The sequence below is a fragment of the Marinobacterium ramblicola genome (assembly GCF_019084545.1).
GTDB classification, from domain to species: domain Bacteria; phylum Pseudomonadota; class Gammaproteobacteria; order Pseudomonadales; family Balneatricaceae; genus Marinobacterium_D; species Marinobacterium_D ramblicola.
On sequence record NZ_JAHREP010000011.1, the window covers coordinates 95,224 to 108,545 of the forward strand.

Annotated in this window: 8 protein-coding genes; 7 read left to right on the forward strand and 1 reads right to left on the reverse strand. The window is 58.8% G+C overall.

Translation table 11 applies throughout. The annotated features are described in order from the left end of the window. Positions 1-83 precede the first annotated feature (83 nt). The 7 genes from KQ940_RS10260 to KQ940_RS10290 all read left to right on the forward strand — a co-directional run bounded on the left by KQ940_RS10260 (position 84) and on the right by KQ940_RS10290 (position 11,879). Positions 84-2,990, forward strand: a complete 2,907-nt coding sequence (locus KQ940_RS10260; RefSeq protein ID WP_217413469.1) for an HD domain-containing phosphohydrolase — start codon at positions 84-86, stop codon at positions 2,988-2,990. Positions 2,991-3,108: 118 nt separating this feature from the next. Beyond that, on the forward strand, positions 3,109-4,026 hold the full coding sequence (locus tag KQ940_RS10265) for a restriction endonuclease (RefSeq protein WP_217413470.1): 918 nt from the start codon (positions 3,109-3,111) through the stop codon (positions 4,024-4,026). Between the two features lie 65 nt (positions 4,027-4,091). Continuing rightward, a complete protein-coding gene (locus KQ940_RS10270; protein ID WP_217413471.1) occupies positions 4,092-5,675 on the forward strand; it encodes a type I restriction-modification system subunit M in 1,584 nt (527 codons plus the stop codon). Positions 5,676-5,698: 23 nt separating this feature from the next. Then, complete coding sequence (locus tag KQ940_RS10275; RefSeq protein ID WP_217413472.1) at positions 5,699-6,118, forward strand: HI0074 family nucleotidyltransferase substrate-binding subunit; 420 nt, start codon at positions 5,699-5,701, stop codon at positions 6,116-6,118. After that, entirely contained in the window at positions 6,102-7,604 is a 1,503-nt protein-coding gene (locus KQ940_RS10280) for a restriction endonuclease subunit S (protein WP_217413473.1), read from the forward strand. Before KQ940_RS10275 ends, KQ940_RS10280 begins: the two co-directional genes overlap by 17 nt. Before the next feature lie 19 nt (positions 7,605-7,623). Continuing rightward, a complete protein-coding gene (locus KQ940_RS10285) occupies positions 7,624-8,034 on the forward strand; it encodes a nucleotidyltransferase substrate binding protein (RefSeq protein ID WP_217413475.1) in 411 nt (136 codons plus the stop codon). After that, on the forward strand, positions 8,031-11,879 hold the full coding sequence (locus tag KQ940_RS10290; protein ID WP_217413477.1) for a type I restriction endonuclease subunit R, EcoR124 family: 3,849 nt from the start codon (positions 8,031-8,033) through the stop codon (positions 11,877-11,879). The genes KQ940_RS10285 and KQ940_RS10290 overlap by 4 nt, the downstream gene beginning before the upstream one ends. Positions 11,880-11,924: 45 nt before the next feature. Here KQ940_RS10290 and dbpA read toward each other — a convergent pair whose 3' ends face one another. Then, positions 11,925-13,304 carry an ATP-dependent RNA helicase DbpA gene (gene dbpA, locus KQ940_RS10295; protein ID WP_217413479.1) on the reverse strand — a complete coding sequence of 460 codons (1,380 nt, stop codon included), beginning with the start codon at positions 13,302-13,304 and terminating at the stop codon, positions 11,925-11,927. Between the last annotated feature and the right edge of the window lie 18 nt (positions 13,305-13,322).

Below are 13,322 nucleotides of genomic sequence, written 5' to 3' on the forward strand. Positions count from 1 at the left end.
CGAGCGGGGGACGTGCTATAAATGGTGGTGATTTTGCGTTAAGTAGACGGATCTAAATACACATCTCTTGGCAGGGGTCGCTCATGACGAGCAGCAAAGGAGCAGAGGTACGGCTGCAGGTGCTGATCACCGCTGCCATTCTGCTGAGCATGTTGCTACTCAGTACGGTACTGGTGGGCAAATCCTACCTGGACAAGCGTGCCCTGCTGTTAACCGATACCATCGAGTCGGCAGAGCGGCTGGCGCACGATGTCGACAGCCGAATCAGCCATCTCGTCTCCCCCCTGGAAAGTGCGCTTCGGGTGCTGGCACACGATCCCTTCACCACCGCCCGCAATCAGCGCAGTCGACTGCAGCGGTTGCCTGTGCTGGTCGATATCCTGCGTACCTATCCCAATGTCGTTGCCGTCTATGCCGGCGATCCGGATGCTCGCGTCGTGCGCGTCCGCGCGGCTAGCGCCGACATCCGGCGTCGTTTGCATGTGCCTGAGCGGGCCGCGTTCGTCGTCGATACCCGCGACGAACCCTTGGCGAAAGGGGACATGCTGTTTTTCGACGAGCAGCTGCAACTGCTTGAAACCCAGAAAGGGGTTGAGGATCAGGGCATCCCACTACCGCGCTCCTGGTATCAACGGACAGCGCAGTCGCGGGCGGTGCAACTGAGTGCGCCCTACCTGTTGCCCAACGTGGATGAGCTCGGTGTGACCCTGGCGCTGCGCAGTGCGGACGGTGCCTCTGTGGTTGCGCTGGATGCGTCGATCGATGGGCTGTCGGCGCAGCTGGCCGGGATCGCCGGCAAGCCGGGGACGCAGTTGGCAATCATCGATTACGCCGATCTGGTGGTGGCGTTCGCTGACCGTTACTGGGGCTTGAAACTGACCGATAGCGGGGTGCGCCAGGCCAGTGTTCAGGAACTCGACTCACCGGCGATCGAACGGCTTGCCTACCGGGATCAACTGGCGGGGGAGTTGCAGACCCTGGATATCGGTGATAACCGTTACTTCGGCGTCTGGATACCCCTGTCCTCCTTTCCGGATGCATCGCTGAAACTGCTGATGGCCTTCCCCGAACAGGGGGTACTGGCCGAGGCCAAGGCGCAGAGCCTGCAGCAGGTGTACTGGACCCTGGCGGTGATCTTCATCCTCGTGCTGCTGGGTGCCCTGGCCGGCAGGCTGGTGTCTCTGCCGCTGAGACAACTCGCGCGCGAGATGCGCGCGGTGGCCAACTTCGACTTTACCCGCCCGGTCAGGGTGAACTCGCGCATCAAGGAGTTGAATGCTCTGGGCCGGGTGTTCGCCAGCATGTCGCGCACCATCCATCACTTTCAGCGGATGAGCCTGACACTGTCGCGGGAGCCGGACCTGGACTACATGCTCAACGGCGTGGTGCGCCATCTGAAGGACAGCCTGGCGGCAACCTCGGCGGTGCTCTACCTGTTCGAGGATGAGCAGGCCTCGCTGCGGCTGGTGGCGATGAGCGGCTTGCCCGATGCACCGACCACGCTGCGACACGACCGCAAGGACGTCGAGCATATGAAGCAGCTGGTGCTCAAGGCGTTTACCGAGGACCGTCACAGCGATGTGCTGATGACCGCGCTGATGGGGCGTAAGAATCAGCTGCTGGGTATTCTGGCGCTGGATCTGCCCCATGAGGCCGATGTCAGTATGGAGCTGGTGCAGCGGGCGGTGGATGAGCTCTCCGGTTCGGCGGCCACGGCGATCGAGACCCGCCAGTTGATTCGCCGCCAGCGCCTGCTGCTGGACGCCATGATCCGCCTGCTGGCGGATGCGATCGACGCCAAGTCACCCTACACCAGCGGCCACTGTGAGCGGGTGCCAGAGCTGGCGCAGATGCTGATCGAGGCGGCGGAGAGTTCGGACAAGCCGCCGTTCAGTGATTTTGCCATGACCGAAGCCGAGCGTGACGAGTTCCGGATCGCGGCCTGGTTGCATGACTGTGGCAAGATCACCAGTCCGGAGTATGTGGTCGACAAGGCGACCAAGCTCGAGACCATCTACAACCGCATCCATGAGATCCGCACCCGCTTCGAGGTGATCTGGCGCGATGCCGAGATCGCCTACCTGCAGGGGATGCTTGAGGGGCGGCCCCCGGTCGAACTGCAGCGCGCGCTGGCGGAGAAGCAGAAGCAACTGCAGGATGACTTCGGGTTTATCGCCGCCGCCAACATCGGTGCGGAGTTCGGCGGGGCGGAGAACAGGGCGCGACTGGAGCAGATCGGCAAGCAGACCTGGACGCGGCATTTCGACCGGCGGCTGGGGCTGTCGCGCGAGGAGTATGAGCGCCTGCCGGCGAGCGTGCACCTGGAGGAGCTGCCGGTGATCGAAAGGCTGCTGGATGACCGTCCCGATCACCTGGTCGAATGGGGCGACCGCCGACCGCCGGTGGAGCGCGATAACCCCAATAACCGCTGGGGCTTCGATATGGAGTTACCCGAGTACTCGTTCAACCTGGGTGAGCTGTACAACCTGTCGATCAATGCGGGCACGCTGACCAGGGAGGAGCGGTTCCATATCAACGACCATATCGTGCAGACCATCTGCATGCTGAGCAATCTGCCGCTGCCGCCGGAACTCAAGCGGGTGCCGGAAATCGCCGGCAACCACCATGAACGGATGGATGGCAAGGGCTACCCGAGACGGCTGAAGATCGGTGAGCGCAGTATCCCGGAGCGGGTCATGGCGGTGGCCGACATCTTCGAGGCGCTGACCGCCTGGGATCGGCCCTACAAAAAAGCCAAGACCCTGTCCGAGTCGCTCTGCATCATGGCCAGGATGGCCAGCAACCAGCATCTCGATGTCGATATCTTCGAGCTGTTCCTGGAGTCGCGAATCTACCTGACCTATGCCAAGCGCTTCCTGCGTGCGGGGCAGATCGACGAGGCCAATGTCGACCGGCGCCAGCTGATGCTGCTGGCACGGCGCGATGAGGATGGCCGCAAGCAGCCGATCGGTGACAAGACACCGGCCTGACGCGGCAGTTCGAACGCCTTGGGCGTATAGCGCCTGAGCCGAGTGCATTCTGTGGTCTGGCTTTGGGGTAACTGATAGATTAGCACCCTGATGTTGGAGTTTTCGTCAAGGAGTGAGCGTGTCTATCCCCGATTTTCAAGCTTGTATGCGTCCGCTGTTGGAAATGGTTAAAGATGGGCAGGTTTACCGCTTCAAAGAGGTGGTTGAAAACCTCTGCAATGCCTTTCAGCTGACGGAAGAGGAGAAGCGCGAGCGGCTGCCCTCAGGGAAACAGACCTATATCCACAACCGTCTGGCTTGGGCGCGCACCTATATGAACAAGGCAGGGCTGACGCAGGCACCGGGGCGCGGGCAGATCCAGATAACGGCCCGCGGGTTGCAAGCGCTGGAGGAGTGTCCGCAGCGGGTGGATGTTCGTTACCTGAAACGTTATCCCGAGTTTGTCGAGTTTCATACCGTCAAAGCGAAGCCGGAATCGCAGAGTGGCACCGGGAAAAGCGATAATGACGTGGAAGAGCAGGATCCACTGGAGCGTCTGGAACAGGCATTTGCGGAGATCGAGACCACCCTGGCCGAAGAGTTGCTGGAGCTGGTTAAGCAGCAACCCCCGGAATTTCTGGAAAGCCTGGTCGTCCAACTGCTGCAAGCGATGAATTACGGTGGCTGGAGCGAAGAGTCCGGCAGCGCCACACAGTTGACCGCCGATGGCGGTATCGACGGTGTGATTAATGAAGATCCGCTGGGCCTCGACTCCATCTATATTCAGGCCAAACGCTATTGCGACAACAGTGTCGGTCGCCCCGATATTCAAGCCTTTGTAGGCGCGCTGGAGATGAAACGTGCGCGCAAGGGTGTCTTTATCACCACCAGCCAGTTCAGCCGTGATGCGGTTGAGTACTGCCGCATGATCGAAAAGCGCGTGGTGCTGATTGATGGCCGCAAACTGGCGGAGCTGATGATTGCCTACAATTTGGGCGTATCCACCCGACAATCCTTTCAGGTGAAAGCGATAGACACCGACTATTTCAATGACTAGGCTGCTGGCCGCCAACGAGTACGCCGGTGTCCAATCTACATACGCAGTACCGAGATAAATAACGCATGACCGAAGATCAAAAACGAAAACTGGAGCAGAAGCTCTGGAACATCGCCGACGAACTGCGCGGCAAGATGAACGCCGACGAGTTCCGCGACTACTGCCTGGGGTTCATCTTCTACAAGTATCTCTCGGAACACCTGCACAACTTCGCCAACGAAATGCTTGGCGAGGACGGCATCGACTACCTCGATATCGACGAGAAGAGCGACGAAGGCAAGGCGATGCTGGAAGCGATCAAGGAGGAAGCGGTCGAGGAACTGGGCTACTTCCTCAAACCCTCCGAACTGTTCGGCAGCATCGCCCGGCGCGGTGCGCACCAGAGCGCCGACGGCACCGATATCGTCGATAACTTCATCCTCGACGATCTGACCCGCGTACTCAACAGCATCGAGCGCTCCACCATGGGCACCGAGAGCGAGGACGACTTCGACCAGCTGTTCGAAGATCTGGACCTGACCTCCAGCAAACTGGGCCGCACCGAAAAGGCAAAAAACGACCTGATCGCCAAGATTATGCTGCACCTGGACAGCATCGACTTCGCCCTCAGCGACAGCGACAGCGACGTGCTGGGCGACGCCTACGAATACCTGATCGGCAAGTTCGCTGCCGGGGCCGGCAAGAAAGCGGGCGAGTTCTACACCCCTCAGGCCGTATCCACCGTGCTGGCGCGACTGGTTACCAGCGGCAAGAGCCGGCTGAAATCAGTCTACGACCCCACCTGCGGCTCCGGCTCCCTGCTGCTGCGCGTGGCGAAAGAGGTCGAGCATGTCGGCGACTTCTACGGCCAGGAGATGAACCGCACTACCTACAACTTGGCGCGCATGAACATGATTCTGCACGGCGTGCACTACCGCAACTTCGACCTGAAGCAGGAGGACACCCTGGAAGAACCCCAGCACCTGGGGATGAAGTTCGAAGCGGTGGTGGCCAATCCCCCCTTCTCCGCCAAGTGGAGCGCCAACAAGCAGTTCGAAACCGACGACCGCTTCGCCCAGTACGGCAAACTGGCCCCCGCCTCCAAGGCCGACTTCGCCTTCGTCCAGCATATGCTGCACCACCTGGCCGACAATGGCACCCTGGCGGTGGTGTTGCCCCACGGTGTGCTGTTCCGCGGCGGCGCCGAGGGCCATATCCGCCGCTACATCATCGAAGAGGGCAACTGGCTCGATGCGGTAATCGGCCTGCCCGCCAATATCTTCTACGGCACCTCCATCCCCACCTGCATACTGGTGATGAAAAAGTGCCGCGAGCACCCCGACAATGTGCTGTTTATCGATGCCGGCGCCCACTTCGAGAAGGGCAAGAACCAGAACATCATGCGCGAGCGGGATATCGCCAAGATCGTCGCCACCTACCGCGAGCGGCGCGAAGAGGCGCGATACAGCCATATCGCACCGCTGAGCGAGATCGCCGAAAACGACTACAACCTCAATATCCCCCGTTATGTGGATACCTTCGAAGAGGAGGAGCCGGTGGATCTCGCGGCCGTGGCGGCCGAACTGAAGCAACTGGACCGGGATATGGTCGAAATAGACGAGGCTATTCGCGGCTATTGCGATGAGCTGGGCATAGACGCGCCGGTATAAGGGCTGCCGTTAAGGAGGGCTCCATGCAGGAAAAACTGGACCTGAGTGTATTGGCAAGAGCGATCGCCACACTGAAAGTGGCGCTGGACGAGTACCAAAAGGACCCGTCCAACGAATTCGTGCGGGACTCCTGTATCCAACGCTTTGAATACAGCTACGACCTGTCCACCAAAATGATCAGGCGCTACTTGAGCCTGGTTGCCGCCAACCCCGGCGAGGTTCAGGAGATGAGCTTCCAGAGCCTGATCCGCGAAGCCTATACGCTCGGCATCGTCGAAAACAGCTGGGACCAGTGGTGGGAGTATCGCGACAACCGCAACAAGACCTCCCACGGCTACAATCGGGATACCGCTATCGAAATCGTGGAAGGGCTGCCTCGCTTCTATCAAGAGGCCGACTTCCTGCTGCAGGCGCTGACGGAAAAGAATGAAGATCAAGTTTGATGTGACCGCCCAGGAACTGAAGATTATCCGGCAGATCCTGCAGCAACACCTGCCCGCCCGGTGCAAGGTCTGGGTGTTCGGCAGTCGCGCCAAAAACCAGGCCAAATTCAACTCCGATCTGGATCTGGCGATCGAGTGCGAACAGCCGCTGGACAAGCGGACATCGATGCAGCTTGAGATGGCATTCGATGAAGCGCCTTTGCCTTATAGGGTTGATATTGTGGATATGCAGAAGGTTGATCCGGGGTTTAAAGGGATCATAGATAAGCAAAAAGTAGTGTTCCCGATTCAGTCAAATGTGCCTGAATTGAGGTTTAAAGGCTTTTTTGAAGAGTGGAAATCTGTATCATTAGGTGAGATATCCTCTCAGGCAGAGTATGGATTAAATACGCCAGCAGTAGATTTTGATGGAGTCAGGAAATATATTCGAATCACGGATATCGATGATAAAACACATCAGTATTCACCAAACCCTGTAACGTCGCCTATGGGTAATGTAGACGATTCATATAAGCTTAAGGAAGGGGATCTTCTATTCACGCGGACAGGTGCAAGTACGGGAAAAAGTTACTTGTATACTTCGAAGGATGGGAATCTGTATTTTGCTGGATTTCTTATTCGTTTTCATATAGATGGAGCATTCCCAGGCTTTGTCTTTTTTCAAACATTACGGTCAAGCTTCTCCAAATGGATTAAAATTGAGTCGATCAGATCTGGCCAACCCGGAATTAATGCAAAGGAGTACTCTTCGTTTAGGTTTTACTGTCCGAGTGAAGAAGAACAAAAAAAAATTGCCACCTTCCTAAGCTCCATCGACGACAAGCTAAATTCTCTGCGCCGCAAACGCGAACTACTGGAAACCTACAAACGCGGCCTGATGCAAAAGGTATTCTCGCAAGAGATCCGGTTTAAAAAGGATGACGGCACTGATTTTTCAGACTGGAAAAGGGTGCAAATTGGCTCCCAGCTGGAGGAAGTGTCACGCCGGGTAGATGCCAAAACCACTCTTCCTGTATATAGTTCTACACGGGAAGGATTAAAACCGCAAAGTGAATATTATAACGATAGAGAGTTGGCCAATGATGGCGAATACGGCGTTGTACCTGTTGGATGCTTTGTATACAGACATATGAGTGATGATCTCACCTTTAAATTTAATGTAAATAAAACAGATGGCGATATCGCTGTTAGTAAAGAGTACCCTGTATTCAAAGCGGTTGGAATGGAAAACGATTTTCTGCTTAATAAATTGAACAATAGTATTGAGTTTAAACGGTTTGCGGCGATACAAAAGAAAGGTGGAACAAGGACTAGGCTTTACTACAAGACATTATGTAGTTGGAAAACAGAGATTCCTATCCTTGAAGAGCAACAGAAAATTTCTGTTTTCTTGGCTGTTTTTGATAAAAAAATAAAATCAACATCGAAACAGATCAACCAACTGGAAACCTTCAAAAAAGGCCTGCTGCAAAAGATGTTTGTCTGAGTAGTGGCGGGAGAACGATATGACCGAGGATATTCGCTGGATACAGCGTTTGCAGAACTGGAACCGGGCGCTGGCGCAGCTCGGCAAGTTCATGGAGCGCGAGTCGCTGAACGAGCTGGAGGAGCAGGGGCTGATCCAGTCGTTCGAATACAACCATGAGCTGGCCTGGAAAACCCAGAAGGACTTTCTGGAAAATCAGGGCTATACGGATCTGTTCGGCTCCAAGAATGTGGCGCGCAAGGCGTTCGAAGTGGGGCTGGTCGATGACGGCGAGGCGTGGCTGGCGATGATAGAGAGCCGCAATCTCAGTTCGCACACCTATAACGAGGAGGTAACGGCCAAGATCGTTACCGCCATCGTGGACAACTATTACGACAGCTTCTGCCGTCTCAACCGCAAACTCAACGAACTGGCCGAGCAGGAATCATGAAGGATCTATCCGGTGCCGATACAGGACTGCCCGCCGACGCCATCGCCGCGATTCAGGCGGTGTTCGCCCGTTACGAGCAGATCGAGCGCGCCGTACTCTATGGCTCCCGTGCCAAGGGCAATTTTCGCCCCGGTTCCGATATCGACCTGACGCTCTATCTGAAACAGGAACCCACCTTCAGCTTGCTGACACGGGTGTCGCGTGAGCTGGACGAGCTGCACATCCCCTGGAGTATCGATCTGTCGTTGGTCGCCTATATCGACAACGAGAAACTGCTGGACCATATCCGGCGCGTCGGCATCGAATTCTACAACGCCGACGACTACCGTGCCCGCCAACGCATGCAGGAGCAGCGCCTGGAGTACGCGCAGAGCGGTATTCAGTCCGAAGCGCAGCTGGAAGAGAGCCTGATTCTGCGTCTGCAGGGGCTGGGTTACGAGCGTGTCCGTATCGATACGTCCGAACAGCTCAAGGCCAACCTGAAGACACAACTGTCGCTGCACAACGAAGCCGCGCTGGCGGGCACACCGCTCAGCGCCGGCGAGTTCGACAAGGTGCTCAACCATCTGGACAAGGGCAACGTGTTCCAGCGCGCCAAGACCCTGCGCGACCGCTACCAACTCACCCTCGACGATGGCTCGAGCTGCTATCTGCAGTTCATGAACTGCGTGGAGTGGTGCCGCAACCGTTATCAGGTCACCAGCCAGGTCACCCAGGTGGGCCGCTACGAAAACCGCTACGACGTGACGCTGCTGATCAACGGTCTGCCGCTGGTGCAGATCGAGCTGAAGCGGCGCGGCATGGAACTGAAGGAAGCGTTCAACCAGATCAACCGCTACCAGCGCCACTCCTTCTGGGCCGAGAACGGCCTCTACAACTACGTGCAGCTGTTCGTGATCTCCAACGGCGTCAACACCAAGTACTACGCCAACAACCGCAAGCAAGAGTACAAGCAGACCTTCTTCTGGTCCGATGAGAAAAACAGGGCGATCAAGAAGCTGGACGCCTTTACCGACGCCTTTCTCGAACCCTGCCATATCTCCAAGATGATCGCCCGCTACATCGTGCTGCACGAGTCGGACAAGATCTTGATGGCGTTGCGCCCCTACCAGTACTACGCCGTGGAGAAGATCGTCGAACGGGTGAAAGAGGGGCGCAAGAACGGCTATATCTGGCACACCACCGGCAGCGGCAAGACACTGACCAGCTTCAAGGCGGCGCAGATCCTGACCCAACTGCCCAAGGTGCACAAGGTCGTGTTCGTGGTCGACCGGGCGGACCTGGACTACCAGACCACCAAGGAGTTCAACGCCTTCAGTCCCGACTGCGTGGACAACACCGACAACACCGCCTCTCTGGTGAAACAGATGGCGGGCGACAACAAACTGATCGTCACCACCATCCAGAAACTCAACAACGCCATCTCCCGCACCCGCCATGAACAGGCGATGGATGCCCTGCGCGACAAGCGGGTGGTGTTCATCTTCGACGAGTGCCACCGCTCCCAGTTCGGCCAGACCCACAAGAACATCACCGGCTTCTTCACCAAGGCGCAGATGTTCGGCTTCACCGGCACGCCGATCTTCCCCGGGAACGCGGCGGCCAACGAACACGGCAAGCGCACCACCGCCGATCTGTTCGGCGACCGCCTGCACCAGTACGTGATCACCGACGCGATCCGGGACGAAAACGTGCTCAAGTTCGCCATCGAATACTGGGGCAAGCTCCGGCGCAAGGACGGCAGCCTGATCGACGAGCAGGTGCACGCCATCAATCGCAAGGAGTTTTTCGAGAGCGACGAACGTATCGAAGGGGTGGTGAACTGGATCATCGCCAACCACAACCGCAAGACCTACGACAAACAGTTCTCGGCGATGATGTGCGTCGGCAGCAAGGAGCAGCTGATCAAGTACTACGACTGCTTCAAGCGCAAGCGCGAGGCGGGCGAACACGATCTGCGTGTGGTGACCATATTCACCTTCGGAACCAACGAAGAGGACGCCGACGCCAACGGCCTGATCGAAGAGCCCGACTTCGATATCAAGACCGACGACCCGGCCAACAGGCACAGCCGCGACAAGTTGGCGCAGTATGTGGCCGACTACAACGCCCTCTACAAGACGGCGCACTCGGTGAAGGACAGCAAGGCGTTCTACACCTACTACAAGGACATCGCCAAGCGGATGAAGGAGCGCGACAAGGAACAGTTCAAGGATCGCGATCGCGCCGACATCCTGCTCGTGGTGAACATGTTCCTGACCGGGTTCGACGCCAAGAAACTGAACACCCTCTACGTAGACAAGAACCTGAAACACCACGGCCTGATCCAGGCGTTCTCGCGCACCAACCGCATACTGGGCGAACTGAAATCCCAGGGCAATATCGTCTGCTTCCGCAACCTCAAGGACAACACCGACGAAGCGATCGGGATGTTCTGCGATACCGACCAGCCCGACACCATCCTGATGGAGCCCTACGAGTTCTACGTGGAACAGTTCAACAGCCTGCTGCAGGAGCTGTTCAGCATCGCCGCCACCCCCGAGGCGGTGGACGACCTGGCAAGCGAGGACGACCAGGCGCTGTTCGTCAAGGCGTTCCGACGGCTGATCCGGATCCTAAACAAGCTGAAACCTTTTACCGACTTCGACTGGCAGGATCTGGAACTGGCCGAGCAGACCTTCGAGGACTTCAAGAGCAAATATCTGGATATCCACGACCGCAGCCGCAGCAACGAACCGGGCGCCTCGATCATCGACGATCTGGACTTCGAGCTGGAACTGATCCACCGCGACGAAGTAAATGTCGCCTACACCCTCAAGCTGCTCGACGATCTGCGCCATAAACAGAGCCGGGGCGATACGGCAGAGAGCCGCCAGGCGATGCAGTCGCTGCTCGATACCTTGGGCAAAGAGGCGCAACTGCGCAGCAAGCGCGAACTGATCGAAAAGTTCATCCTCGACTATATGCCCGACCTCACGCCGGAGCAGGACCTGCAGGAGATCTTCGTCGGCTTCTGGAGCAAGGAGCGGCGTCTGGCGGTGCACCGGCTGTGCGAGCGGGAGGGACTGGACAAGGAGGCTGTCTACCGGATGATCGACCAGTACAACTTCACCGGCAAGGACCCGCTGCGCGAGCAGGTGTTCTCGGCGATGGCCTACAAGCCGAAGCTGATGGAGCGCAAGACGCTCTACTCCCGCGTGCTGGGCGACCTGAAGGAGATCATCCACACCTACGACGACGACACCGGCAGCCTGCCGCTGGCGGAGGACCCGGCCGACTACGATGTCGATACCCTGGCGCAACTGGCACACCGCATCGGCGATCTGGAGATCTTCTTCACCGACGAAGTCGCACGTGCGCAACAGAACACGCCGCTGGTGCACTTCACCATCGTGTTGGACACCCCCTACCGTCGGCAACTGACCAGCTTGCAGAACTATCCGCCGGCCGGCGACCTGCTCGGTCACGGGATCGTCAGCGACGACGTACTGACCGACTACATCGCCCTGACCACCGACTTCCAGCAGCAACTAAGCAGCTACGGCCTGGCGTTCGGCTCAGCCAACGCCGACAACGGGCAGGCCGTGTTCTGGTCCCTGTCGGAAGCGCGCGAAGGCAGCACAGTGCTCGAATTCGTACTCAACGCCTGGGGCTACACGGTCGCCGTCGGCGGCCCGGTCATGGCCTTCCTGGCCGCCTACCCGAAAGCGGCGCAGGGACTGGAGAAGCTCAGGGCCGATGTGGAAAAGCGTTTTGGTCGAAAGGGCAACGCCCCGGAATCCAGCGTCATCCTGACCGACGAGATCGCCGCCGAACTGGCTCGCATCAAACGCGAACGCAATTAAAGGGCAGGGTGACGGCTGTCCGGAATCTGCCGTTGCCGTTTATCCTCAAAGCTTGCGCACCCGGTAGCTCTTGCCCTTGATGGTACGGGACTTCAGCTTGTCCAGCGCGATCTCCGACAGCTCCCGTTTCACCGCCACATAGGCGGTGAAGTCACCGATGGCGATATCGCCGATATCATCGCCGGAGATTTGGCCGCCGGCGGTCAGGGTGCCGACGATATCGCCGGGACGCAGCTTGTTCTTACGCCCACCGGCGATCGCCAGGGTGCGCATCGGTGCGCGCGGCGGGCGAAAGTCGTGATCGGGCTGCGGCAGCAGCTCGATCACCTCGATCGGCGCCGACTGCATGGTGTTGATCCGCTCCAGCTTCAGGCTCTCCTTCGGCCCGACCAGGCTCAGCGCGGTGCCGCTGCGCCCGGCGCGGCCGGTGCGGCCGATGCGGTGGGTGTAGACCGCCGGGTCGCGCGGCAGGTCGATATTGACCACCAGGTCGACGGCGTCGATATCCAGGCCGCGGGCGGCCACGTCGGTGGCCACCAGCAGGGTCAGGCTGCGGTTGCTGAACAGGGTGATGCGCTGGTCGCGCTCGCGCTGCTCCATATCGCCGTGCAGCACGCCGACCTGGAAACCGGCAGTTTTCAGCGCCTGGGCGTATTCGTCGCAACGCGCCTTGGTGTTGCAGAAGATCACCGCCGCGTCGGGTGTCTGTTGCTGCAGTAGTGCGATCAGGGTGTCGGCCTTGTAGGGTTCGTCGCAGAGGTAGGCGCGCTGTTCGATCTCCACCGCGCTGTGCTGCTCCGGCGCGGTGACCCGCTCGGGCTCACGCTGGTAGTGGGCGGAGAGCTGCTCGATATCCTTCGGGTAGGTGGCGGAGAACAGCAGGGTCTGACGTGAGGCCGGCGTGCTGTCGATGATGGCGCCGATATCCTCGGCGAAGCCCATATCCAGCATCCGGTCCGCTTCGTCGAGAACCAGGCACTGGACCCGATCCAGCACCAGGGTGCCCTTGCGCAGGTGGTCCTTGATCCGCCCCGGGGTACCGACGACGATATGGGCGCCGTGCTCCAGCGAGCCGATCTGCGGGCCGATCGGCGTGCCGCCGCAGAGGGTCACGATCTTGATGTTGTCCAGGTAGCGCGCCAGTCGGCGCAGCTCCCTTGCGACCTGATCGGCCAGCTCGCGGGTCGGGCAGAGCACCAGCGCCTGTACCGCGAACAGTCGCGGAATCAGACGGGTCAGCAGGCCGATACCGAAGGCGGCGGTCTTGCCGCTGCCGGTTTTCGCCTGGGCGATCAGATCCTGCCCGGCCAGCACCACCGGCAGGCTCAGCTGCTGGATCGGCGTCATCTGCGCATAGCCGATCGATTCGAGGTTGGCGAGTTGCGCGGCGGGCAGGTCGAGGCTGCTGAAGCGAGTCTGAGTCACGGGCGTTCCGGGATAAGG

Coding starts and splice junctions, on each gene's coding strand:
- KQ940_RS10290 (WP_217413477.1), top strand. CDS start 8,031: ATGAAGGATCTATCCGGTGCCGATACAGGACTGCCCGCCGACGCCATC.
- KQ940_RS10280 (WP_217413473.1), top strand. CDS start 6,102: ATGAAGATCAAGTTTGATGTGACCGCCCAGGAACTGAAGATTATCCGG.
- KQ940_RS10270 (WP_217413471.1), top strand. CDS start 4,092: ATGACCGAAGATCAAAAACGAAAACTGGAGCAGAAGCTCTGGAACATC.
- KQ940_RS10275 (WP_217413472.1), top strand. CDS start 5,699: ATGCAGGAAAAACTGGACCTGAGTGTATTGGCAAGAGCGATCGCCACA.
- KQ940_RS10285 (WP_217413475.1), top strand. CDS start 7,624: ATGACCGAGGATATTCGCTGGATACAGCGTTTGCAGAACTGGAACCGG.
- KQ940_RS10260 (WP_217413469.1), top strand. CDS start 84: ATGACGAGCAGCAAAGGAGCAGAGGTACGGCTGCAGGTGCTGATCACC.